25 protein-coding genes and 1 pseudogene are annotated in these 22,877 nt (G+C 64.9%); 13 read left to right on the forward strand and 13 right to left on the reverse strand.

Features of this window, described 5'->3' with window-relative positions; translation table 11 throughout:
• Nucleotides 1-20 precede the first annotated feature (20 nt).
• The 4 genes from JQ592_RS16695 to JQ592_RS16710 form a co-directional block, all read right to left on the reverse strand.
• Nucleotides 21-644, reverse strand: a complete 624-nt coding sequence (locus tag JQ592_RS16695) for a transglutaminase-like cysteine peptidase (protein WP_211403902.1) — start codon at nucleotides 642-644, stop codon at nucleotides 21-23.
• Between the two features lie 331 nt (nucleotides 645-975).
• Entirely contained in the window at nucleotides 976-1,587 is a 612-nt protein-coding gene (locus JQ592_RS16700) for a PilZ domain-containing protein (RefSeq protein ID WP_026312634.1), read from the reverse strand.
• Nucleotides 1,588-1,729: 142 nt separating this feature from the next.
• Nucleotides 1,730-2,971, reverse strand: coding sequence for an MFS transporter (locus JQ592_RS16705; RefSeq protein WP_283816131.1), 1,242 nt, complete (start codon nucleotides 2,969-2,971; stop codon nucleotides 1,730-1,732).
• Nucleotides 2,972-3,124: 153 nt separating this feature from the next.
• Entirely contained in the window at nucleotides 3,125-3,604 is a 480-nt protein-coding gene (locus tag JQ592_RS16710; protein ID WP_246820439.1) for a GNAT family N-acetyltransferase, read from the reverse strand.
• 200 nt (nucleotides 3,605-3,804) lie between these two features.
• Between JQ592_RS16710 and JQ592_RS16715 the strand changes: the two genes are divergently transcribed.
• From JQ592_RS16715 to JQ592_RS16725, 3 genes are all read left to right on the forward strand, one after another.
• Nucleotides 3,805-4,956 carry a zinc-binding dehydrogenase gene (locus JQ592_RS16715; protein ID WP_211403904.1) on the forward strand — a complete coding sequence of 384 codons (1,152 nt, stop codon included), beginning with the start codon at nucleotides 3,805-3,807 and terminating at the stop codon, nucleotides 4,954-4,956.
• Nucleotides 4,957-4,961: 5 nt separating this feature from the next.
• Nucleotides 4,962-5,375 (forward strand): VOC family protein, encoded by a 414-nt coding sequence (locus JQ592_RS16720; protein WP_211403905.1) that lies wholly within the window; start codon nucleotides 4,962-4,964, stop codon nucleotides 5,373-5,375.
• A gap of 287 nt (nucleotides 5,376-5,662) precedes the next feature.
• The gene (locus JQ592_RS16725) at nucleotides 5,663-6,175 is read left to right on the forward strand and encodes a hypothetical protein (RefSeq protein WP_211403906.1); all 513 of its coding nucleotides are present in this window, start codon (nucleotides 5,663-5,665) and stop codon (nucleotides 6,173-6,175) included.
• Between the two features lie 23 nt (nucleotides 6,176-6,198).
• Here JQ592_RS16725 and JQ592_RS16730 read toward each other — a convergent pair whose 3' ends face one another.
• A complete protein-coding gene (locus tag JQ592_RS16730; RefSeq protein WP_211403907.1) occupies nucleotides 6,199-6,552 on the reverse strand; it encodes a cupin domain-containing protein in 354 nt (117 codons plus the stop codon).
• 74 nt (nucleotides 6,553-6,626) lie between these two features.
• Complete coding sequence (locus JQ592_RS16735) at nucleotides 6,627-7,127, reverse strand: hypothetical protein (RefSeq protein WP_211403908.1); 501 nt, start codon at nucleotides 7,125-7,127, stop codon at nucleotides 6,627-6,629.
• Between the two features lie 248 nt (nucleotides 7,128-7,375).
• Between JQ592_RS16735 and JQ592_RS16740 the strand changes: the two genes are divergently transcribed.
• On the forward strand, nucleotides 7,376-9,319 hold the full coding sequence (locus JQ592_RS16740) for a DEAD/DEAH box helicase (protein ID WP_211403909.1): 1,944 nt from the start codon (nucleotides 7,376-7,378) through the stop codon (nucleotides 9,317-9,319).
• A gap of 69 nt (nucleotides 9,320-9,388) precedes the next feature.
• Here the strand turns inward: JQ592_RS16740 and JQ592_RS16745 are convergent, their stop codons facing one another.
• Entirely contained in the window at nucleotides 9,389-9,688 is a 300-nt protein-coding gene (locus JQ592_RS16745; protein WP_211403910.1) for a hypothetical protein, read from the reverse strand.
• 127 nt (nucleotides 9,689-9,815) lie between these two features.
• Entirely contained in the window at nucleotides 9,816-10,322 is a 507-nt protein-coding gene (locus JQ592_RS16750; protein ID WP_211403911.1) for a GNAT family N-acetyltransferase, read from the reverse strand.
• Between the two features lie 146 nt (nucleotides 10,323-10,468).
• Here JQ592_RS16750 and JQ592_RS16755 point away from each other — a divergent pair, with 146 nt between their 5' ends.
• Both JQ592_RS16755 and JQ592_RS16760 read left to right on the forward strand, forming a co-directional pair.
• Nucleotides 10,469-10,855, forward strand: coding sequence for a COG4315 family predicted lipoprotein (locus tag JQ592_RS16755; protein WP_211403912.1), 387 nt, complete (start codon nucleotides 10,469-10,471; stop codon nucleotides 10,853-10,855).
• Between the two features lie 439 nt (nucleotides 10,856-11,294).
• Nucleotides 11,295-11,780 carry a phasin gene (locus JQ592_RS16760; RefSeq protein ID WP_211403913.1) on the forward strand — a complete coding sequence of 162 codons (486 nt, stop codon included), beginning with the start codon at nucleotides 11,295-11,297 and terminating at the stop codon, nucleotides 11,778-11,780.
• Nucleotides 11,781-12,058: 278 nt separating this feature from the next.
• Here the strand turns inward: JQ592_RS16760 and JQ592_RS16765 are convergent, their stop codons facing one another.
• Both JQ592_RS16765 and JQ592_RS16770 read right to left on the reverse strand, forming a co-directional pair.
• Nucleotides 12,059-12,847 (reverse strand): Crp/Fnr family transcriptional regulator, encoded by a 789-nt coding sequence (locus tag JQ592_RS16765; RefSeq protein ID WP_246820441.1) that lies wholly within the window; start codon nucleotides 12,845-12,847, stop codon nucleotides 12,059-12,061.
• Between the two features lie 215 nt (nucleotides 12,848-13,062).
• Nucleotides 13,063-13,617, reverse strand: a complete 555-nt coding sequence (locus tag JQ592_RS16770) for a PAS domain-containing protein (protein ID WP_211403914.1) — start codon at nucleotides 13,615-13,617, stop codon at nucleotides 13,063-13,065.
• 452 nt (nucleotides 13,618-14,069) lie between these two features.
• Here JQ592_RS16770 and JQ592_RS16775 point away from each other — a divergent pair, with 452 nt between their 5' ends.
• Together JQ592_RS16775 and JQ592_RS16780 are read left to right on the forward strand one after the other, a co-directional pair.
• Complete coding sequence (locus tag JQ592_RS16775) at nucleotides 14,070-14,894, forward strand: rhomboid family intramembrane serine protease (RefSeq protein ID WP_211403915.1); 825 nt, start codon at nucleotides 14,070-14,072, stop codon at nucleotides 14,892-14,894.
• A 188-nt stretch (nucleotides 14,895-15,082) separates the two neighbouring features.
• A complete protein-coding gene (locus tag JQ592_RS16780) occupies nucleotides 15,083-15,511 on the forward strand; it encodes a CBS domain-containing protein (protein WP_211403916.1) in 429 nt (142 codons plus the stop codon).
• A gap of 19 nt (nucleotides 15,512-15,530) precedes the next feature.
• Here the strand turns inward: JQ592_RS16780 and JQ592_RS16785 are convergent, their stop codons facing one another.
• Nucleotides 15,531-16,583 (reverse strand): patatin-like phospholipase family protein, encoded by a 1,053-nt coding sequence (locus tag JQ592_RS16785; protein WP_211403917.1) that lies wholly within the window; start codon nucleotides 16,581-16,583, stop codon nucleotides 15,531-15,533.
• Nucleotides 16,584-16,828: 245 nt separating this feature from the next.
• Between JQ592_RS16785 and JQ592_RS16790 the strand changes: the two genes are divergently transcribed.
• Nucleotides 16,829-17,902, forward strand: coding sequence for a hypothetical protein (locus JQ592_RS16790; RefSeq protein WP_211403918.1), 1,074 nt, complete (start codon nucleotides 16,829-16,831; stop codon nucleotides 17,900-17,902).
• 148 nt (nucleotides 17,903-18,050) lie between these two features.
• Here JQ592_RS16790 and JQ592_RS16795 read toward each other — a convergent pair whose 3' ends face one another.
• Nucleotides 18,051-18,944 (reverse strand): LysR family transcriptional regulator, encoded by an 894-nt coding sequence (locus JQ592_RS16795; protein ID WP_211403919.1) that lies wholly within the window; start codon nucleotides 18,942-18,944, stop codon nucleotides 18,051-18,053.
• A 104-nt stretch (nucleotides 18,945-19,048) separates the two neighbouring features.
• Here JQ592_RS16795 and JQ592_RS16800 point away from each other — a divergent pair, with 104 nt between their 5' ends.
• Both JQ592_RS16800 and JQ592_RS16805 read left to right on the forward strand, forming a co-directional pair.
• The gene (locus JQ592_RS16800; RefSeq protein ID WP_211403920.1) at nucleotides 19,049-20,032 is read left to right on the forward strand and encodes an aldo/keto reductase; all 984 of its coding nucleotides are present in this window, start codon (nucleotides 19,049-19,051) and stop codon (nucleotides 20,030-20,032) included.
• Nucleotides 20,033-20,384: 352 nt separating this feature from the next.
• A complete protein-coding gene (locus JQ592_RS16805; RefSeq protein ID WP_246785385.1) occupies nucleotides 20,385-20,528 on the forward strand; it encodes a hypothetical protein in 144 nt (47 codons plus the stop codon).
• Between the two features lie 137 nt (nucleotides 20,529-20,665).
• On the opposite strand, the gene JQ592_RS16810 is transcribed toward JQ592_RS16805, so the two are convergent.
• The gene (locus JQ592_RS16810) at nucleotides 20,666-21,658 is read right to left on the reverse strand and encodes a zinc-dependent alcohol dehydrogenase family protein (protein ID WP_246820442.1); all 993 of its coding nucleotides are present in this window, start codon (nucleotides 21,656-21,658) and stop codon (nucleotides 20,666-20,668) included.
• Between the two features lie 102 nt (nucleotides 21,659-21,760).
• On the opposite strand from JQ592_RS16810, the gene JQ592_RS16815 reads away from it, so the two are divergent.
• Nucleotides 21,761-22,609 (forward strand): LysR family transcriptional regulator, encoded by an 849-nt coding sequence (locus JQ592_RS16815; protein WP_211403921.1) that lies wholly within the window; start codon nucleotides 21,761-21,763, stop codon nucleotides 22,607-22,609.
• Nucleotides 22,593-22,877 (forward strand): annotated as a pseudogene (locus JQ592_RS16820) (hypothetical protein); the annotation flags it as partial. The gene JQ592_RS16815 and the pseudogene JQ592_RS16820, both read left to right, overlap by 17 nt.

The following is a 22,877-nucleotide window of genomic DNA, read 5'->3' on the forward strand; positions in this document are numbered from 1 at the left end:
CGTAACCTGTTGTCTCGTTCCTAATCTCTTGCGCTGGCGGTGGAGACCGCCGGCTTGGTATCGCCGAGCGAGACCCAGACGTTGGGATCGCCCTGCGACTGGCGCTTGACGAAGCGGTAGCCGGTCTCCGTCCAGGCAACGACGTTCTCGTTCTGGTTGTCGAGAACGAACTCGCCCTTGTCGGTCTTCACCGTCAGCACCGCGTGCCCTTCGCCCTTCTTGTCGCGCACAACGGTGATGAGCAGGGCCTCGCGCGGCCAGCCGGCATCCATCAGCATCTTGCGCTTCAACAGCACATAATCTTCACAGTCGCCGTAACCGTCTGACGGCAGCGACCACTTCTCGATCACGCCCCAGTGCTCCTGGTCGGTCAAAGGCTTGACGGTCTCGTTGACCCAGCGATTGACCTTGACGAGGTCGCGCCACGCGGTCTGCGACATCACGATGTCGCGCGGCTGCGTCGGCCCGCCCTGGCACTGAGCGGCATTGTCCGCACAGAACTCGACCCAGCCGATCGGCGCACGTGTGGTGTCGCCGAGACTCGCGTAGAGCAGACGGCCTTCGCCGGCCTGCGCTGCCGCGCTGATCCCGAAGAGCATGGCGGCGATCGCCAGTCCCTTCCCCTGTCCCCTGAAATCAAACATTGCGGCCCCCGTTTCTTGTTGGGACCACATTTCGCACGGAGCTTTTGAGTTGCCGCTAAGTCGACCAAGTCAAGTCGAGACGAATACAAGTAAAACGCTCGGCGAATTCGATCTATACTTGAATAAAATTCGCATAAAATTTGAAATGACTGCAATTGATTCAAACTTTATCGATTAACGCGGAAACGCTGGCGGAACCGCCGTTTCGGCGCGCAAGGCGCCCTCGCGTTAACCCGCGCAGCGCCCATCACAACGCATGAAAAAGGCGGCGTCCGTGTCGCGGAGGCCGCCTTCAGGGCTGGAAAATCGGTGGTTTTGGCGTTCTTTCGCTTTACCGCGCGGTAACGCTCTCTTCGAGTGTCTCTGCCGGCTGCTCGTGCATGAACTCCAGCGCGAAGCCGTCTTCGAGGTTTCGGACCACGCGGCCCTGGACCCGGCCGAGCAGGACGGTCGATTTCAGCGGCGGGCGGTTCTCGGCGGCGATGGCCGCGCCCGACAGCGAGAGGTCGATGATGCGGCAGGTCATCTTGGTGCCGTCCTCGAGCGTCAGCACCGCGATCGGGTTGCGCGGCACGATACGGTCGTGGCGGCGGTCCTCCGGCAGATTGAGGATGTCGCGGTTGGCGAGCCAGGTCAGCTGTGCCGCGAGCTTGTCGCGCTTCCTGGGCGTCGCGCCGATCGTCATGGCAAAGCCATTGTCGATGATGCGGGTGATCTTGCCCTCGACGCGGCCGATATGGTCGAGATAGGCGACCACGCGGTCGCCGACATTGCCGATGCCGGGGGCGAGCAGAGCAAGGCCCCCTGGCGACATGTTGATGACCTGGCAGGGGAATTCCCGGCGGTCGGGCAGCATGTAACGGCCGAGCAGGTGCACCTTGACCCGCTGGAAACGCCGACGTTCCTCGGCGGCCGGAAGAAATTTTTTGTTCGCCAACGCCATTTTCAACACCCGACCCCCCGCCCGGGCGGAGTCCGGCACGACCCTAAGGTGCATAGGGTTAATGCCGCGTTAGGATCGGACGCGCCCGTTACGGACAGACACAATGCGCTCGAACAGCCACATCCGGGGCGGGAGCGACCGGTCAAGCCGTCCGTGCCCCCTGCCGATACAGCAGGGCCAGCAGCGTCAGCAGCACGGCGGCCGACAGCCCGAGCGACCAGTGGATGCCGATCGCCGCGCCGAACACACCGACGGTGATGCCGCTGAAGGCCCGCATGCCGAGGCCGGCCATGTTGTAGAGACCGACGACGCGGCCGCGGATGTCATGCGGCGCGTTCAGCTGCACCAGGGCCTGCGCCATGGTGTTGAAGGACAGCTCGAAGAAGCCCGCGAAGAACAGCAGCACGATCGCGATTGGATAGATGCGCATGGCGGCGAAGCCGAGCAGCGCCACGCTCCAGAGCATCGCGAGCGTGATCGCGGTGCGCGGCGTGCCCTTCAGCCGTCCCCAGGATTCCAGCGCGATGCCGGCCAGCAGCGCGCCGGCCGCATCCGCCGCGAGCAGCACGCTGTAGGACACGCCCGGATCGCCATGGCCGAGATCGCCGGCAAAGCCTGGCATCTGGGCGTGATAGGCATTGCCGATCATGAACGAGGTGAGGCCGGCGAGCCACGTCATTGCCGTCAGCACCGGCTGCTTGCCGATGGCGCGGATAGTGAGCACGATGTCGGCAAGGCCCCGTACGGCGAAGCGTCGCGCAGCCAGGCTCTTGTCCCGCACCGGCGCCCAGAACAGCCAGAGCAGCATCGGCAGATAGACCAACGTGTTGAAGATGATGCCGTGCGAGGGGCCGAGCGTCAGCATGATGATCCCGCCGACAGCCGGTCCGACCAGGATGCCGAGATAGCGCGCCATCGCGTTCAGCCGCACCGCGCTCGGCAGATCGGCGGGACCGACGAGGTCGTAGAGCAGCAGCTGGTTCGGCGTCTGCCACAGCACGCCGGCGCAGCCATGGATCACCAGCAGCAGCATCGCATGCCACATCTGGATGGTGTCGGTGAGAAAGAAGAAGCCCCATCCGGCCGAGGCGGCAATGAACAGCAGCATGCCGCACTGGATGATGCGGCGCGGGTCGACCCGGTCGGCCAGCCCGCCGACCGCGACGGAGAACAAGAGGAACGGCAGCCAGTGCGACAGCACGGCAAAACCGCCCAGCGTCGGCGAATGGAATTTCTGGAACACCACCCAATAGCTGATCACATGCTCGATATTGTCGGCCATCATCGCCAGCACGTAGGCCGTGAACTGGAGACGATACGGCACGGACCTCATCGCCGCGAACGAGCCGGACGCGACCACGGGATTTTGGGGAAGGGGGTTCAAGCGGGCACCAGGGTGGGACTGTTCGGGCCATACACGTTCGCTGTCCCGTGCTCAAGACACTTGGGTGTGTCCCGTAGCCCGGATGAGCGAAGCGATATCCGGGGCCACTGTTCCCCGCATGTCGCTACGCTCATGCGGGCTACGAACCGGATCCTACCCGAGCGACTTCACGTAAACCGCATACGGCACGCCCAAAATATCCGGCGCCTCTCCAATCCTCACAAATCCCATCCGCAGATACATCGGCAACGCGACGGTCATGATCGGCGTCGTGTGCAGGGCGATGACCGGGGACTGGTCGCGCTCGGCGCGGCGCAGGCATTCTTCGGTCAATTGCCCGCCGATGCCCTTGCCGCGCGCGAGGGGATCGACCACCAGCATGCGGATGACCGGCCAGGCCGGATCGAAGAACGCCGGCTTCGGCGCTTGCGCGCCAACATAGGCGACGGCGCCGATGATCTGGCCATCGTCTTCGGCAACGATGATCTCGCCGGTTTTGGCAAGCAGCGGCATCTTCGCGACGTGAGTCATGAACAGCGGCCAGTCGGAATAGTGCTGCTCGAACTGCGCGAAGGCCGCCAATGCGACACGGACGATCGCGTCGGCATCCGCTGGTTGATAGTCACGTAGCATTGGCATCATCCTCGATCCGTAGCCCGGATGGAGCGCAGCGAAATCCGGGGCCGTATCGCCGTGGATGGACTTTTTCCCGGATTACGCTCCGCTCCATCCGGGCTACGAGACTGTCCGCTTGGCACGATCGCCCATCTCACATACGCTTCGCCTCAGCCCGCATCACCAACCATAACAAAGCGGGCACCGAGGAAACAGCCATGCAACAAATCCGCGTCTGCACCCACGCAGGGCCGGGCTCGGAGCCCGTCATCCGCACCGTGCCGTGGCCGAAGGTCGGTCGCAAGGCCGCGCTGATCAAGGTCGGCGCCTGCGGGGTCTGCGGCACCGACCTGCATATCCTCAAGGGACACTGGCCGAAGCCGCTGCCCTGGCCGTTCACGCTCGGTCACGAGCTCGGCGGCATCATCGTCGAATGCGGCGACGAGTTCACCGAGGATTTCATGAGCAAGCCGCTCAGCGTCGGCTCGAAAGTGATGATCCCGCCGCTGATGCCGTGCGGGCGCTGCTACTACTGCATCCATTATCCGCAGACGGCGAACAAGTGCCTGACGCCGGTCTATTACGGCCGCTATCTCGGCTTCGACAAGGCACCGCACATGTGGGGCGGCTGGGCCGAATATGTCTATGTCGATCTCGACATGCTGCCGGGCACCAAGATCTACAAGCTGCCCGACGACATGTCGCTGCGCCTCGGCGCGCTGTCTGAGCCGCTGACCTCCTGCATCCGCGCCTTCAACCGCGCGACCCGGGCCGGTGGTTTTTCCTGGGGCGATACGGTGGTGATCCAGGGTTCGGGCCCGATCGGCATTCTCGCGGTCGCCGCCGCAAAGGAGATGGGCGCAGGGCGCGTGATCTGCGTCGGCGCGCCGGAAGAGCCGCGGCTCAAGCTCGCGCGCGAGTTCGGCGCGGAGGCGACGGTGAACATCGAAGAGCTCAAATCGCCGCAGGAGCGCATCGATCGCGTGCGCAAAATCGTCGGCGGCTTCGGCGCCGATCTCGTGATGGATTGCTCGGGCCATCCCACGGCCGGCCCCGAAGGCATCGAGATGCTGCGCGACGGCGGTACCTATGTCGAGATGGGCCAGTTCACCGACGCCGGCTCGATCGACACGTCATGGCACCGCATCTGCACCAAGGATCTCAACGTGCTGGGATCCTGGGGCTTCACCGGCAACGATCTGCCGCTCGGCGTCGACATGCTCTACCGCACGCGTGACAAATATCCGTGGCTGAAGATGCAGACGATCTATCCGTTCACCGAAGAGGGCGTCGCCCAGGCGGTGAAGGACGCGATGGCGATGAAGACGGTGAAGTCGACCATTATACCGTGGCCGGAGCTGGTGGACTAGCTGTGATGGACGAGAAGCCAAGCAAATCCCGCTCACCCTTCCGCGCCATCCGTGCGGTCGACTACACCGTGATCTTCGTGCGCGACATGGCCGCGATGCGGCGCTTCTACGAGGACGTGCTCGCCTTTCCGCTCTCGCGCGAGCTCTCGCCGAACTGGATCGAGTACGCCCTGGGCAGCAATACGCTGGCTCTGGCAAGTCCGAGCCGGACCGCGACTGACCCGCCGACACCGGCGGGCAGCGCCTCGCTGCAACTGGCTTTCAAGGTCTCCGCGGCCGAGGTCGATCAATGCGCCGACGAACTCGTGCGGCAGGGCGTGGCGCTGCTCTCGCCGCCCACGGACCAGCCCTTCGGACATCGCACGCTGTTCTTTCGCGATCCTGACGGCAATCTTCTGGAGGTCTATGCCGAAATCTGAGCGCGCAGGGCGACTTCACCCTCTCCCCTTGCGGGCCCCTTGCGGGAGAGGGTGGCTCGCCGCAAAGCGGCGAGACGGGTGAGGGGTATCTCTCCGCGAGTCCTATTCGCATTTGAATACGAGGAGAGATACCCCTCATCCGGCGCTTCGCGCCACCTTCTCCCGCAAGGGGAGAAGGAAAGACGCACAACGGCCGCCCAAAAAGTTCCACCAGGAATCCGCAAGTTATTCACGCCTGGGTGAAACTTAAGTCCCAGTTCCGGCTTTCAGTTCGCGGGAGAGGTATCGTGAAGCGAATCCTGAAACCCGTCACTTATATCCTGGCTGCGATCTACTTCCTGGTGGATGCGGTCTTCATGGCCGTGGCAAGGCCCATCGCGCGCTGGATCGGGCGGCATTTCGAATTCAGGCGGTTGCGCGCCTGGATCAGGGCGCTTCCGCCTTATCCGTCACTCGCCCTGTTTTCCGTGCCCGTCATCATTCTGGAGCCGATAAAGCCGGTCGCAGCCTACCTCGCTGCAACCGGTCAGGTCGTGGGCGGTGCGGCGACTTTCATCATCGGCGAGCTGCTCAAGCTCGTGCTGGTGGAGCGCCTGTTCCATCTCACGCGCGACAAGCTGATGCGAATTCCGGCATTCGCCTGGGCGTACGGCAAATTCACCGAGATGAAAGCGTGGCTGCAGGCAACCGAAGCCTGGCGGGCCATTCGGGCCCTGGCCCACGCGGCCAAGGACAGTGTTGCGCGGGCAAGAGCCAAGCTGGTCGCCAGCTTCAGCCGGCTCGCGATCTCCAGGGACTAGGCCCGCGCCGGGCGAGTTGCCCTCTATGCGAGCTTGCGCGCAGCGGCGGTGGCCTTGTCTCCCGTATTCGGCGTGCCGGTCGGCTCGATCAGCATCAGATGAACCTCCTCGCGCGCCACCGGGCGATGCTCGACGCCCTTGGGCACGACATAGAGCTCGCCCGGGCCGAGCGTCACCGTGCGATCGCGCAGTTCGATGTCGAGACTGCCCTTCAGGACCAGAAAGAAATCGTCGGTGTCATCGTGCTTGTGCCAGGTGAACTCGCCCTTCACCTTCACCACCATCACGTCGCAATCGTTGAAGGTCGTGACCGTGCGCGGCGACCAATAATCCCCAAAGGTCGCGAGCTTGTCGGCAAGCGATATGCTGTCGGTCATATTTCACTCAGTTTTGTTTTCAGTGAGGCACGATTTGGGATCGAATCTCCGACGCGACAAGGGCTCGCATCCAGTCAATCGCTTTCCTTCACCACCCTCGCGCCCACCACCTTCGTGCCCTCGATCTCCCGCACGATCCGTTCGTCCGGCCCCACGATCCCGAGATCGAACTCCCAATCCGGCGTGACGAGGGTCAGGCGCTGACCGGCGATCACGACCACCGTCATGTCGTTGCGTTCGCCCTCCGCCGCCCATGCGCGGATGTCGCCGGCGTAGGGCTCCCTGCGCCAGGCGTTGGGAGAGCCCGGGTCGCAGCGGACTTCGATGCCGTCCTCCGAGGTGGTCAGGACGAGCTTTGACCGGCTTGGCTTCCATCGTTCATCGAGGAGATCGTTGACCAGCCACAGGCAGGCGAAGTCCTCGCATTCACCCGGCCGCGCGGCGTAGATCGCACAGCCGCGGCCGGGTCTGCAGTGCCGGCACCAGCTGTTCGCCGGCTTGGCCAGCGCCTCGATGGCCATCACTTTGCAGCAGAGCGTGCAGTCGCCGCAGGTGCGTTTGACGGAGGACGTCACGGGGGCATTCCCATCAGATCCGGTCGGTCTCAGGTTAATAAAGGTAGCCACAAAAATCCGCTGCAACCTTCAGGCGCGGGGCTCTCTCCGGAAAGCCATGCATCAAAGGCATGGTGATTTGGCAGCACTTGGCGTAAAGAGCCCCCAATCAAATCGCCAGCGTGCGGCCAGGCCCTTTGCCGCGCACGCCAGCTCAGGCCCGCCGGGTTCATCGTTCCGCGCCTGAATCAACCAAGGTTTCCCATCTCGTGTCTCTTCCGGCCCTGACCCCGCCGCTCGCCCGAGCTTTGGCCGAGCGGAACTATGAATCACTGACACCCGTCCAGCTCGCGGTGCTCGCCCACGAAGCCACCAGCCGCGACCTGCTGGTGTCGGCCCAGACCGGCTCCGGCAAGACGGTCGCTTATGGATTGGCCATCGCGAAGAATCTGCTTGATGACGCCGAGCAGTTCGGACCCGCGGCCGCGCCGCTCGCCTTGATCGTGGCGCCGACCCGCGAGCTCGCACTGCAGGTTCAGCGCGAACTGGCCTGGTTGTATGGGCATGCAGGCGGGCGCGTCGTCTCCTGCGTCGGCGGCATGGATCCGCGGCGCGAGCAGCGCGAGCTGGCCGCCGGTGCGCACATCGTCGTCGGCACGCCCGGGCGGCTGTGCGATCATTTGCGGCGCGGTCGTCTCGATATCTCCGAACTTGCCGCCGTTGTGCTCGACGAGGCCGACGAGATGCTCAATCTCGGCTTTCGCGAGGACATGGAATTCATCCTCGAGACCACGCCGGAGACGCGCCGCACCCTGCTGTTCTCGGCGACGTTTCCGCGCGGCATCGTCGCGCTGGCGAAGCAATATCAGCGCGACGCCTTCCGGATCGAGGTCGCCGGCGACGAGGGGGGTCATGCCGATATCGAGTATCGCGCGATCCGCATCGCGCCCGCCGACGTCGAGCATGCCGTCGTCAACGTCTTGCGCTTCTACGAGGCGCCGAGCGCGCTGGTGTTCTGCAGCACGCGCGACGCCGTCAGGCATTTGCAGGCAGCGCTCTTGGAGCGCGGCTTTGCCGTGGTGGCCCTGTCGGGCGAACTGACGCAGAACGAGCGGACGCTGGCGCTGCAGTCGCTGCGCGATGGGCGCGCCCGCGTCTGTGTCGCGACCGACGTTGCCGCCCGCGGCATCGATCTGCCGAGCCTCGACCTCGTCATTCATGCCGATTTGCCCAACGACGCCGAAGTGATGCAGCATCGCTCGGGCCGCACCGGGCGCGCGGGCCGGAAGGGGACGAGCGTCCTGCTGGTGCCGCCCGCACGGCGGCGGCGCGCAGAGCTGCTGCTCAATCTCTCCGGGACCGACGCGGTCTGGGGCACGGCGCCGCAGGCGGACGAGATCCGCAAGCTCGATCACGAGCGCATGAAGGACGTGCTGTTCACCGAGGAGACGACTCCCGACGACCTGGCCTTGGCGCAGGCGCTATTGGCCGAGCGGTCGGCCGAGGACATCGCCGCGGCGCTCGCGCGGCTGTATCGCGCGCGGCTGCCGGCGCCCGAAGACATCATCGATCCTGGCGAGCGGACCGCCCGGCCGCGCGACGAGCGTGGTCGTGACAGGTTTGAAGGCGGCGACGATCGTCCCGCCAAGCCGCGATCAAAGTCCGGAAAAGCGTCGTCGAAACACGCCATGGCGGAGGGCAGCGTCTGGTTCCGCGCCGCGATCGGACGGCGCAAGAATGCGGAGGCGCGCTGGCTGCTGCCGATGATCTGCCGCAGAGGCGGTATCGACAAGCGCGACATCGGTGCCATCAAGATCATGGACACCACCACCGAGTTCGAGATTTCCGAGCGGGTCGCGGAGTCCTTCGCCGCCAAGGTCAAGCGTCCGGACAAGGAGGACAGCATCCGCATCGAGCCGATGACGGATGCTCCGCAGCGGCACGAGCCTTCGGAGGAGCGATCACACGCGCCGCGGCGTGAGCGCGGCGAGCACGATCATCGTGAGCGTCGCGACGATCGCCCGCGCGACGCAGGTGGATTCAAGTCCCGCGACAAAGCTGACGGCGAGCGCAGGCCGAAATTCAACGATGGTTCTTCGTTCGGAAAGAAAAAGAAGCACAAGAACAAGCCAGGCCACGCAGAGCCTTCGGTCACGCCGTGGCCGGTGAAGGGCGCGCCGGGAAAGAAGCCGAAAAAGAAGCGTCGCGGCTGATCTTCAGTCTGAATCGAGCAATGCCGCCGGATCGCTCCGGCGGCATCGCGTTGGAAATCAGGTGTGAGCTCAGCGGCCGCCGCCACCGCCACCACCACCTCCGCCGCCGCCGCCACCGCCGGCATCACGCAGCGCCGAATTGTAGCGCGGGTCGGTCTGCTTCATGTAAACGGGCGAGATATCGTGGGTGGGGCGAACGATGCGACGCGCGCCGCCCTGGTTCGGCAGCTCGACCAGGCCGGAACAGCCCTCGAAGAAGGCGAACTCGCAGCCATAGGTGCGATACTGCGTGGCGTTGGCGCTGGTCGCGCTGAACGCAGCCGTCGCAGCGAATGCAATCAAGGCAAGTTTCGACAATGTGAGTTTCATGGACATTCTCCAGTCTCGGTTCGGCGAGACCGGAACGGCCCGCACGGTTCTTCGACGGGAGCTGGCCGAAAGCGGTTCGAAGGCGCGGCTTCACGCCCGCGTGAGGCGGGATTGGCCGGCCGGGGCGTTACGTCGCAGCGAGGTCGCGGAGCATGTAGGTTGCGCCGTCGCCGTAGGATGCGAGCTTTGCGCGCAATTGCGTATCCGGCGGTACGGGGCGAAAGCCGGACCGCTCCCATAGCGGCCGCGTGGCATAGACCGAGACCAGCGCGAGCGCCGCGATGCCTGACGCACGAGCCAACTTCTCGATATCGGCAACATAAGCGCGCGACGCGCCGCCGCGGAAATCGGGCAGCACGGCGACGTCGTGCACATAGATGCAATCCGCATCGTCGGGGATCAGTTCGAGGAAGACATCAAGCAGCGGAATCCGGTGCTGCTTCCAGGGATGCGCGAGGCCGTAACCAACGATTTCGTCGTCCGCAATGAGCGCGCGGCAGCCATCGGGATAGAGCCGCATCTTTTCCGCGAACACCTCGGGGCGTTCCGGAAGATCGGGATGGATGCGTACTGCAATCGCGCTGATCGCGGGCAGGTCGGAGGCGCGCGCGGGACGCCAATGCGGCTTGCTCATGTCGGGCTGTCGTTCCGTCTCACTCATTCCAGTTTATTCCGCCGCGCCGGTGCGCGCAGCGAAAAATATCTTCGCCGCGCGCGTAGGAATACGACGCCTCGCGCGGCGTCCTACCCATGCAAGCCAATTGCATGACAGGAGACACCATGACGTCCTCGATCCGCCTCGCACTCACGCTCGCCGTCTCGCTCGCGATCGTTCCCGCCGCGTTCGCCGCGCCGCCGACCAAGACCGGCAAGACCGACAAGGGCAACGTGCTCACCGACGTCAAGGGCATGACGCTCTACACCTTCGATAAGGATGCCGACGGCAAGTCGGCCTGCAACGGGCCGTGTGCGACGAACTGGCCGGTGCTGAAGGCCGAGGCGAGCGACGCCCCCGGCGACGGTTACACCATCATCACGCGCGACGACGGCTCCAGGCAATGGGCCTACAAGGGCAAGCCGCTCTACACCTTCGCCAAGGACCAGAAGCCGGGCGACATCATCGGCGACGGCTTCTTGAACGGTGCCTGGCATCTGGCGATGCCCTGACGGATCGCGCACGGACCCGGTGCGCCGCCTCACGGAGGCAGGCGCACCGGGCCGCACGCGGGCCGGAACGGCTCGGGACATGACGCAAGTCCGGCAAGAAAAGTCATGTTGCAAGCGCGATCATTTGCCTTGCAGGGGCGTTGCTGCACTGATCTCAAGTTGGCGCATGCGATTGCGACAACTTTAGAGATGCGGAACGCGGTCTGCGCCGCTTCGTCGCAGGAATTGAATTAATTCACGCCGAGAGTCTGAAAGCGAACCGAACTGGCGACTCTCCTCGTTCATAGTTGCTTCCACAAGGGGGACGGGGGCGGTTATCCGCAGCAACAATCCCACCGCGTTGAAAGTAGCAGTATTGGTGTCCTGGTGCGGCACGCACCTCGACGCCTCGGGGAGTCTTCAATCCGTTATCTAGTTTCGCTTGAAAGGATGAAAGCCCGTGAGTGATGCCAATGTGAAAGTCGAGACGAATGCCGCTCCGCAAGACGTGGGGGCCAATGGAAGCGCAAAGCTCCAGTTCGACGTACCGTTCTTCAACATGCAGACGGTGTTCGGCAGTTTCGCCGAGCAGGGCGCCACGCGGGCCCAGGCAAATTTTGCGAAGGTGAGGGCGACTTCGGAGGAAGTCACCACAGCTCTCTGCGATGCCTATTCGACCAATGCCAAGCGTGCCGCCGACTACGGCATCAAGCTCATCGAGATATCCCACGTCAATACCACCTCCACGCTGGACTTCATTTCCCAGCTTGTCGATGCGAGGTCGTTTGCCGATCTCGTCAATCTCTCCACCGCCCACAGCCGCAAGACCTTTGAAGCGACTTCGGCCCAGAACCGCGAACTCTGGGACCTCGCCCAGAAGGTCGCGACGGAAACGGCCGAGCCGATCAAGCAGAGCTTCAACCGGGTATTGCGTAGCGCTGCTTGAATCGAAGCGGTTGGCCGCGCGGACCGGCTGGACGAGCGTCTTCGCAAGAAGAGGCGCCGTCCAGCCGGTTGCGGCCTCCCTCACTGTTGAGGTGATGCCAAGCTGGAGGAAATCAGGATGGGTATGGTGATGATCAAGTGCCCGGAAACGGGAAACGCCATTCCGACGGGCATCGAGATGGATGGCGAGAGGTTTCGGTGCAGTGCGGTGTTCTTTTCGCGCACCTATTGCAGGATGTGCGCCGCGACGCACGAATGGTTCGCCAGAGAGGCGTGGGTCTACGAGTCGGTCTTGGCGAAGGGCGGGTCCGGGGGTGGGCAGCCAATCCGCGCCGGCGCGGCGTGAAGGACCCTTGGCGCATCCTGCGAAACGATCCGATCGATCCTGCGGGTCATCACCTTGTAGCACTCACAGGCGATGATCTCGAGCCGGTGCCTGTCGATCTCCAGCTGGCCGCGCCGGCTGGATTTGATCGCCCTCGATGACCGAAGTGCGCTCACCACGTGCGTGACCGTGGTGCGGCGGACGCCGAGCAATTCCGACAGCGTCTCCTGGGTCAGGGGCAGGATGTTGCCACCATCCGTCCGGTCGTGGATGTGCAGCAGCCAGCGGGCGAGGCGCGCCTCGACCGAATGCAGAGCATTGCAGGCTGCGACGTGCTGGAATTGCGTCAGCAGCATCCTGGTGAGAAGCTGAACCGAGGTTGCAATGGCGGGACTGCGTTCGAGCGCAATATGAAATCGTGCGGGCGAGATCTGCAGCGCCGTCCCGGCCACGCGGACGACCGCAGTCATGGGTGATCGGATCGGGCCGAGCGCCGTCATAAGTCCGACGGCGCCGTCGTTGCCGATCACGGCAGTTGCCGCCGTCTGTCCGTTCGGCAACTCCATGATGAGGGCGATCGCGCCGCTGCAGGGAAAGGAGAGGTGCTCGATCTTGTCGCCCGATCGAACCAGGACTGCGTCGTGCTGGAGCTCTACTTTTCGCAAATGGGGTGCAAGCAACGCGAAATCGGCCGGCGGTAACGCAGCTAACAACCGATTGCCAACTCTGGTCGCGCGCTCCATGACGGGACTTGTCCCTGGACGGACGCCCGGCAGACGCATCTTCACCAATTGGGCCGCGCTGCCGCTTGCCATGGCGAATGAAATAAACGCGTCTTAAAAGTTAAGGTTCCTCTGACCGATTGGCAAGCCGATACGCGAATGCGTCTGATCGCGACTAGGCCCTCGAAGATCGCTCGCCGTTTGCAAGGCTTGCGCGTCTGACGCGAGCGCTGCTCCTAGCGCAGCCCCTCATACACCATCAGCCCGCGGGCGATCTGCAATTTGCGGATCGCGCGCGGCAGCAGCTTCTCCGGCTGGTGCAGGTAGCGCCAGGAGGTGAGGGTGAAGGCTGAAAGCGCGCCGCATTCGTCGTCGAACGGCGCGAGCACGCCGGTGACGCTCACCGGCGTATGCGGGCGGGCGTTGAAGGGCAGCAGCAGGAGTTCGAGATGCGCCTTGCTGCCGTCCTCGCGCACGGCGGTGACGCCGGCGATCGCACCAAGCGTCTCGTCGGCGACGATGGTCGCGATTTCCTCGATCTCGCTGCGGCTGGCTGCCGTGAACAGCGCCGCAAAGCTCTGGTCCTTGAGGTCGATCCCGGCCAGCGCGCAGACGCGGGTGCCGGCAACGCGGAAGGGGAAGCCGAGACTGGGCTCGCAGGACAGCACGAAGATATCGCCGAGCAGGCCGCGAACCGCGGCCGGATCGATGTCGGCCCGGTCAGGGGCCCGCGCAGTACCGCGCTTCTTGTCCCAATACGCGAAAAATGCGCGGCTCGACGGATGTTTCATGACTGACGCTAATCCCGGGGCGCAACCTCGCGGGACAGATCTGTCCCGCTTCAGTGCACCCGCGATCCCTTCTGTTGTTGTGCAGGAGGGGATTTGCAGCGTCCATGCCGCGGGGGCGTTTTCACGCCTGTTAAGGCGGTCTTTGCGTCATTAACGTTAAATTAACTATGCGCTTTGCGCCGGCGGCACGGCTGCTATGGTGACCGCGGTCGCAAGCCTCGCCGCTTTTCTCCAGGTTCTCGGCGGGGCCTGTACACAGGGCGTCAAACAGTTTGGCCACGGGCCGGGGAGGGGTGGGGATACACCTTCATTCCTAGGGCATCGGAAGGCCGACACGGACAGGCGGGGCTTTCCCAGGGCCCTGCCTTTTCCTTTTGTGCACTTGCGCAAGGCCGGCAAAGGCGACTATCTCCAAGCCTGTCGCTCCGATCGCGCCTGAAAGCGAAGCTGCCTTGGATTCCCCGCCGCAAGATTCGTCGTCGCAAGGACCTCAGCCGGGCCCGCCGGCCGTCCATGAGGAGGCTCCGCGCGAGCCGATCCTGACGCTGCCGGTGGCGCTGACCGCCTATATCGCCCTGCTGGCGCTGATCCATCTGCGGGTGCTGCTGCCGCCGGAGCTGGAGAACTGGACCATCGACGTCTTCGGCTTCATCCCGAAACGCTACGATTCCTCGCTGCTCAATCTGCAGATCCCCGGTGGCGCCGGCGCCAAAGTCTGGAGCTTCGTCACCTATTCGCTGCTGCACGCCAATCTGACCCATCTCGGCTTCAACGTGCTCTGGCTGCTGCCGTTCGGCAGCGCGCTGGCGCGGCGCTTCGGCGCGATCAGGTTCTTCGTCTTCATGGCGGTGACGGCGGCGGCTGGCGCGCTCGCCCATCTCGTCACCCATGAGCACGCGGTGGCGCCGATGATCGGCGCCTCGGCCTCGGTGTCGGGCGCGATGGCCGCCGCGATCCGCTTTGCCTTTGCCCGCGGCAGCTTCCTCTCCTTCAGCCGATCGGACGCCGATACCGCCGCAAAAGTTCCCGCGCTGCCGCTGTCGCGTGCGCTGCGCGACGGGCGGGTGGTCGGCTTCCTCGCAGTGTGGTTCGGCGTCAACATCATCTTCGGCGTCGGCGCGATCGGCGTCGACGCCGAGACCACCAGCGTCGCGTGGCAGGCGCATATCGGCGGCTTCTTCGCCGGCCTCTTGTTGTTCGCGTTGTTCGATCCCGTGCCGCGCGTGCGAAGCGATGCTGCGGATGCGTCATCACGGGACGTTTCCGACCGCGTTTGAAGCGGCGCTTGCGGGGCGGCCCGAATTCATCCATCATTCGCTGGAAGAATGTTCCGAAGCGACAAGCCCATAGAGGCAGCGCTTCGACAAGCGCGCGAGCGTGAAACCCGCGCTAAAACTGTTAGTTGAAGACTCGCGAACAAGCCCGGGCCGCCAAAGGCGGACGGCTTCGATTCAGGGAGGCGGCAATGACGGTACGTTCCATTCTCAACACCAAGGGCCACCAGATCATGAGCGTCGAGCCCGACGTCAAGCTGTCGGCCGCGATCAAGCTGCTCGGCGAGAAGAAGATCGGCGCGGTGCTGGTGATGAACCAGAGCCGGCTGGAAGGCATCTTGTCCGAGCGCGACATCGTGCGCGTGCTCGGCGAGCGCGGCGCCGGCGTGCTCGAGGAGCCGGTCGCGGAGGTCATGACCCGCAAGGTCGTCACCTGCAAGGAGACGGACACGGTCGCGGAGCTCATGGAGACGATGACGACAGGCAAGTTCCGCCATCTGCCCGTCATCGAGAACGGCAAGGTGGTCGGCCTGATCTCGATCGGCGACATCGTCAAATGGCGTGTCCGCGAATACGAGACCGAGCAGGAAGCCCTGCGCGACTACATCAAGACGGCCTGACGAACTTCACGCGTCCGCCTTACTCGCCCGCTTTGGGCGCGTGGCCCGCGGGCGCCGGCGCGAGCACCTCGATCGCCTCCTGGATCGACGCCAGCGCGCGCTCGGCCGCGCGCGTGCCGTGCGCGATCAGGTCCTCGGCGCGGTGGAAGTCGAACCAGCCGAAATGGCCGACCCGCGGCGTGATCAACATGTCGGGCGGATCGCCGGCAAGGCGCGCGCGGGTGATGCGGTCCTGCATGATGTTGAAGGCATCGACCATCACCGAGGAGATGCCGGGCCGTCCGCCACCGCCGAAGAACTCGCGCTTCATGGTCTTCTCGGGCGAGAACAGGCGCGGAAAGCGCCGCTTGGTCGTCGTCGCCTCGGCCTCGGGCGCGACCGTGGAGGGGGCGGCGCCATGCGCATGGATCGTCGTGGAATGGGTGAAGATGTCGCTGGAAAGATTTGCGGCGATGACGATTTCGGCGCCGAGCGCGCGGGCGGCCGAGACCGGCACCGGGTTGACCAGCGTGCCGTCGACCAGCCAGCGGTCGCCGATCAGGACCGGTGAGAAGATACCGGGCAGGGCGTAGGACGCCCGCATCGCGTCGACCATGCGGCCGCGCGTCAGCCAGATCTCGTGGCCGGTGCGGACCTCGGTCGCAACCGCGGCGAACTTGACGGGCAGGTCCTCGATCAGGGTCTGGCCGATCGCCTTCTCGAGCCGGGTTGCGAGCTTCTCGCCGCCGATCAGGCCGGAGCCGTTGAGGCGGATGTCGAGATAGCCGAGGATATTGCGCATGCCCTGCAGGCTGCGTCCCCAGTCTTCCAGCGTGTCGAGCCGGCCGGCCGCATAGACGCCGCCGACCACGGCGCCGATCGAGGTGCCGACCACGACGTCGGGCACGATGCCGTTGGCAATCAGGGTCCTCAGGATCCCGATATGGGCAAAGCCGCGCGCCGCGCCGCCGCCGAGTGCGAGGCCAATGACTGGCCGGCGGATGCTGCCCAAGCCGACTTTCTCGCCGACTTTTTCGCCGGCCTTCTCGCCGTTGGAGCCGTTTGAGCTGCGGCCCTTCAAGATCTCCAGCACTAAAACTCTCCTACGCCGGGGCCACCTACCGCCAGACTAGGCACCCCACTTGCGCTCCGCCATATCAGGGGCGAAGCATGGTTTATGCCGCTTTGGGAAAGGCGCTGGGCAGGAGTATGGCGAGGGGCGGTTGCCTTAAGTCTAATCACGCAGACGTCAGCCGGGTTCCAAAGATCGGCATCGGGCCGTATTTGCTGGGATATCCGAGGCTTGAATTTGCCGCGTTTTCGGTGAAAAGCAGGAACATGACACGCGGGGGTGACGGCATCATCGGATGGCGGCGCAGCGGCAGGCTGCTGCCGGCGCTGACCCTTGCCGCCTGCCTGGTGATAGCAGGCCAAAACGCTGCGCAGGCGCAGCTTTTCTCCGATCGCCCCCCGCCGGTGCCTCCGGCCTCGGTGCCCGATCCCGGCGGAGCCGTCAGCCTGGCGCCGCCGTCCGGCCCGGGCGCCGGTCCTCCGAGCCTGCCGCCGACCCTGACCCAGCCGGTGACGCCCAGCATGCCGCCGCCCGCGGTCACGACCGTGCCGTCGGCCGCGCCGCTCAATGCGGCCGTGCCCGGCCAGGGCGTGCTGTCGCTGACGGCGAGATACGGCAAGGACTCGGCCCCGATCACCAGCGGCCTGGTCTGGCGGGTGTTTGCCGACCGTCCCGACGAGAACGGCACCTTCAAGCTGATCAAAGAGGACCGCAGCGCCACGCCGAACATCGTGCTGCCGCCCGGCAATTACGTCGTCCACGTCGCCTTCGGCCTCGTCAGCGCGGTGCGCACCGTCAGCCTCAAGGCCGAGACCGACCGCGAGTCCTTCGTGCTGCCGGCCGGCGGCCTGCGCATCGAGGGCCGCGTCGGCACCAGCCGCATTCCGCAGAATCAAATCTCGTTCGCGATCTACAAGGGCAGCCAGTTCGAATCCGGCGAGCGCGCCTCGCTGGTGCCCAACGTCGCCGCCGGCGACGTCGTGCTGATCCCGGAGGGCACCTACTACATCGTCTCCAACTATGGCGATGCCAATTCGGTGGTGCGCTCGGACATCCGCGTCCAGGCCGGCAAGCTCACCGACGTCACCATCACCCATCGCGCCGCCGTGATCACGCTCAAGCTCGTCAGCGACCGGGGCGGCGAGGCTCTTGCCAACACCGCCTGGTCGGTGCTGACCCCCGGCGGCGACGTCATCAAGGAATCGATCGGCGCCTTCCCGCGCGTCGTGCTGTCCGAAGGCGAATACCGCGCCATCGCCAAGAACGAGGGCAAGGTCTACGAGCGCGGCTTCAACGTCGTGAACGGCGTCGACGGCGAAGTGGAAGTGGTCGCGCGGTAGTCTCGTGTCCCGGACGCGTCGCGCAGCGCCGCTGAGCCGGGACCCATCTCACAGACTGGTATGCGGCTTCAATGGGCCCCGGCTCTGCAGCGCATCGCTGAAGGAGCGCTGCGCCGCGTCCGGGGCACGAGAGCGGAGCGCTCGCCCCTCACTTCCGATACCTCAGCGCCTCCACCAGCACCGCGAAGGCCGGCGTCGGTTGCCGCCGGCTCGGGTAATAGAGGTGATAGCCCGCGAACGGCGCGCACCAGTCGGCGAGCACGCGGATCAATCGTCCGTCGGCGATCTCGCGTTTCACGATGTCCTCCGGAACATAGGCAAGACCGAGCCCCGCCAGCACGGCGTTCATCCTGAGCAGGCCCGTGTTGAACACGAGCTGCCCGTCGACGCGCACCTTCATGGCGCGGCCGCGTTTCTCGAATTCCCAGGCATAGATCCCGCCATAGGTGGGCAGGCGCAGGTTGATGCAACTGTGCTCGGTCAGATCCTGCGGCTGCTTCGGCTTCGCCCGTGCGGCGAAATAGGCCGGCGAGCCCACCACCGCCATGCGCATCTCCGGCCCGATCCGCACCGCGATCATGTCTTTCGCAACCTGCTCGCCGAGTCGCACGCCGGCATCGTAACGCTCGGCGACGATGTCGGTGAGGCCATAGTCGACGACGAGCTCGACCTTGATATCGGGATAGCGCGGCAGCAGCTTCGCCAGCGCCGGCCACAGGATGGTCTGTGCCGCATGCTCGCCGGTGGTGATGCGCACGGTACCGGCCGGCGTCTCGCGCAGCGCGGTCAGCGCCGACAGCTCCGCGTCGATCTCGGCGAAGTGCGGCCCGATATTGCGCAGCAGGCGTTCGCCGGCCTCCGTCGGCGCGACGCTGCGGGTGGTGCGGGTGAGCAGCCTCAAGCCCAGCCGCTCCTCGAGGCCGCGCACGGTGTGGCTGAGCGCCGATTGCGATAGCCCGAGCTGGGCTGCAGCGCGGGTAAAACTGCGCTCGCGCGCGACCGCGAGGAAGGCGAGGAGGTCGTTGACGTTGGGGCGGGCCATTCATGAATCCCGATCATGAGTACATGCCGCTTTTATCACCTAATCGCAGGTTCGCGCGCGACCTAGATTCGCAGCTGAACGCGATCTCAAAGGGAGAACATGAGATGCAGACGCGCAAACTGGGCAAGAGTGGCCTCGAAGTCTCGGCCCTCGGCCTCGGCTGCATGGGGTTGAGCTACGGTTATGGTCCCGCCACCGAGACGTCACAGGCGATCACACTGATCAGGACCGCCTTCGAGCGCGGCGTGACCTTCTTCGACACCGCCGAGGCCTACGGCCCGTTCGCGAATGAAGAGTTGCTCGGCGAGGCGCTGGCGCCGTTCCGCGACAAGGTCGTCATCGCGACGAAGTTCGGCTTCAGCGGCGGCAAGGTCGAGGCCGGGCTCGACAGCCGGCCCGCCAACGTCAAGGCGGTGGCCGAGGCTGCCTTGAAGCGGCTCAGGACCGACCGCATCGATCTGTTCTACCAGCACCGCGTCGATCCCGACGTGCCCGTCGAGGACACCGCCGGCGCGGTGAAGGAGTTGATCCAGGCCGGCAAGGTCCTGCACTTCGGCATGTCGGAGGCGGGCGCTCAGACCATCCGCCGCGCCCATGCGGTGCAGCCCGTGACCGCACTGCAAAGCGAATATTCGCTGTGGTGGCGCGAGCCGGAGCAGGAGATCTTGCCGACGCTGGAAGAACTCGGCATCGGCTTCGTCCCGTTCAGCCCGCTGGGTAAAGGCTTTCTGACCGGTGCGATCACCGAGAGTACGACGTTCGACGCAAGCGACTTCCGCAATATCGTGCCGCGCTTCTCATCCAGCGCACGAAAGGCCAACCAGACGCTGGTCGAGCTGCTCGGCGAGATCGCGGCGGCGAAGCAGGCGACGCCGGCGCAGATCGCGCTGGCATGGCTGCTGGCGCGGAAGCCGTGGATCGTACCGATTCCCGGCACCACCAAGCTGCACCGGCTCGAGGAGAACCTTGGCGCGGCGGTGGTAACGTTGTCTGAGGCCGATCTCGCTGCGATTGCAGCGGTGCTGGCCAGGGTGGCCGTGCAAGGTGACCGCTATCCCGCCCACCTCCAGGCTCGGGTCGGCCGCTAACTTATATTGCGTGCAGGCCCGGTGAGCGTTTGCTTACCGGGCTCCACGTCTTGTGTTCTGGTTTGAATAACGCGTGCGAGCGCTATCAAGCTACGTCGGAAGCCAGTTAACACCGGTAGCGTCGGCTTATTCCACTGATGTCGCGACGTCGTCACGGCCGGTGGAAGATACGTAATTCCGACAATCAATTTTATTCTCTTTCCATCCTGCTGCGTTATATGTCGGGCATCCGTCCAATGGGGGACGCCGGAGCAGGCTTGTTGCCTGCGAGACCGGAGGAGCAGGGACTAAGCCCGTCGGCATGTTCGAAGTGATTCTTACCAGGCGCAAACGGTTCGGTTGGCGGTGGCAGGTGTGCGACCAGTCCGGCAAGATCTTTGCCGATGGGTTCGAGCGCACCCGGCCGGCCGCCAAATATCATGGCGAGCGCGCGCTATTTTTCCTGCTGTCGCAGGCTCACTTGCGCAAGCGCTCCGCGGCGTCGAGCGAGGACTAGCCGCGCGCGCAGCTTCGTAGCCCGGGTGAACGGCTTGTCCGCTTAGCTCAACGAGCGAAGGCGGAAGAGATACCCGGGACCGCTGTATCTGCACGGATAGAGCCCCGGATGTCGCTTCGCTTCAATCGGGTCATAAGCTAGACATCCACCACCAACTTGCCCTTCGCTGCGTGATCGCGGATCAGCGCATAGGCGTCGTCCACATTCTCCAGCGTGAAGCGCCTTGCATCGAGCATCGGCGCAAGCTTGCCGGCCTCAACCAGACGCGTCGCCTCGTTCATGATCTCTCCGTGATGGGCGCGGCCTTCGCCGGTCAGCAACGGCAGCAGCGTGAACACGCCGGAATAGCTGGCGGCACGAAACGACAGCGGCGCGAGCGCATGCGTGCCCCAGCCGAGCGCGCTCACCACATGGCCGAAGCTGCGCACCGCCGCGAAGGATGCATCGAGCACCTTGCCGCCGACGGTGTCGTAGACGATGTCGAAGCCGCGGCCACCTGTATGCTCTGCCACGTAAGTCTCAACTGCAGTGTCGCGGTCGATGAAGACGGCGCCAAGCGCTTCGATCGTCGCGCGCTGCGCCGCTGAGCCCGTCGCGAACACATTTGCTCCGAACGCTCGCGAAATCTGGATCGCGACATGGCCGACGCCGCCAGCGCCGCCATGGATCAACACCTTCTGGTCGGCCTCCAGCGATGCGCGGTCGATCAGGCCTTCCCAGGCGGTGATGAAGATCAGGGGCAGCGCGGCCGCCTCGCGCATGCTGAGATTGGCAGGCTTGAGCGCCAGCAAATCGGCATCGACGGCGGCGAATTCGGTCAGTGATCCCGGCGCACCGCCGACACCGCCGGTCATGCCATAGACCTCGTCGCCCGACTTGAACTGCGTCACCTCCCGCCCGGTCTGTTCGACCACGCCGGCGAGATCGAGGCCGAGAACGGCAGGCAGCGGATGGCGCGCATGCGCCGCGGCGCCTGCATGGATCTTGGTGTCGAGCGGATTGACCCCGCTCGCACGGACTTTCACGAGCACCTCGCGGGGGCCGATCTTCGGCACGGAGATGCTTGAGAGCCGCAGCGGCGCGTTGTGGGTCTCAAGGACGGCCGCGCGCATCGTCGATTGTCTCGTCATGATCGTCTTGCTCCGTTGTCGGCCTCCAATATGCGCATGAAATTTTGCATGAGAAGGAACAAGGATGTACGATCATCGTGCGTTTTTGTATGAGGACTTCGGATGGACTGGAGCGATCTGCGTATCTTCCTGGCGATCGCGCGCGAAGGCACGCTCGGCGCGGCCGCGCGAAAAATCGGCCAGACCCAGCCGACCATGGGGCGGCGGCTTCGCGTGCTCGAAGCAGCATTGGGACAGACGTTGTTCCAGCGCACGGCCGACGGCTTTATCCTCACCGACGAGGGCACCGCCGTGCTGCGCCACGCCGAGCGGATCGAGGAGGAAGCGCTCGCGCTTCAACGTCACGCCTCCGGCGCGGAGACGCAGCTCGACGGCCTGTTGCGGCTGTCGTCGTCGGATTGGTTCGGGACGGTGATGCTGTCGCCGGTGATCGCCGCCTTCGGCAAGCGCCACCCCAAGGTGACCGTCGAGCTCCTGACCGATGCGCGCCTCTACAGCCTGCCGCGCCGCGAGGCCGATCTCGTCTTCCGCATCAAGTCGTTCAGTGAGCCCGAGGTGATCTCACGAAAGCTGCTCCACATTCCCTACGCGCTCTACGGCAGGAAGGGCAGCAAGCCGCCGCGCGTCGGCGACGGGCGCGGCATGCGCGTCGTGACCATGAATGCCGAATTCGCCGACATGCCCGACGCGGTCTGGCTGAAGCGCACGTTACCAAATGCGGAGGTCGCATCCCGCAGCAACAATCGGCAGGCGCAGGCCGAGCTCTGCGCGAGCGGCGGCGGATTGGCTGTGCTGCCGCGCCCGCTCGGCGACCGCGACCGAAGGCTGGTCGCGCTCGACATCGGCACGTCGCCGCCGGGGCGGGACACGTTTGTCGGCTATCATCGCGACCTCAAGCGCCTGGCGCGCTTGCGCGCGCTGCTGGATTTGGTGATTGAGAAGCTGGTATGACGGCTTCGTAGCCCGGGTGAGCGAAGCGACACCCGGGACAGCTCGTGCCGTGAATCCCGGATGTCGCTTCGCTCATCCGGGCTACAAGACCTTGTGTTGCCCGTCGGGCAAAACACCCAAACCATCGGTCAACGCCTGTCATCAAAAATATTCCACTTTCCCGAAATTTGGAAATGGCGTATGTATCGTCGCACTCCGGCCCAAGGAAGAGGGGCGTATCGCGATCGTCACGAACGCGGGCCGGGCGGCGGTGGACGCGGATGGCGTT

The sequence above is a fragment of the Bradyrhizobium iriomotense genome (genome assembly GCF_018129405.1).
Classification (GTDB): domain Bacteria; phylum Pseudomonadota; class Alphaproteobacteria; order Rhizobiales; family Xanthobacteraceae; genus Bradyrhizobium; species Bradyrhizobium iriomotense_B.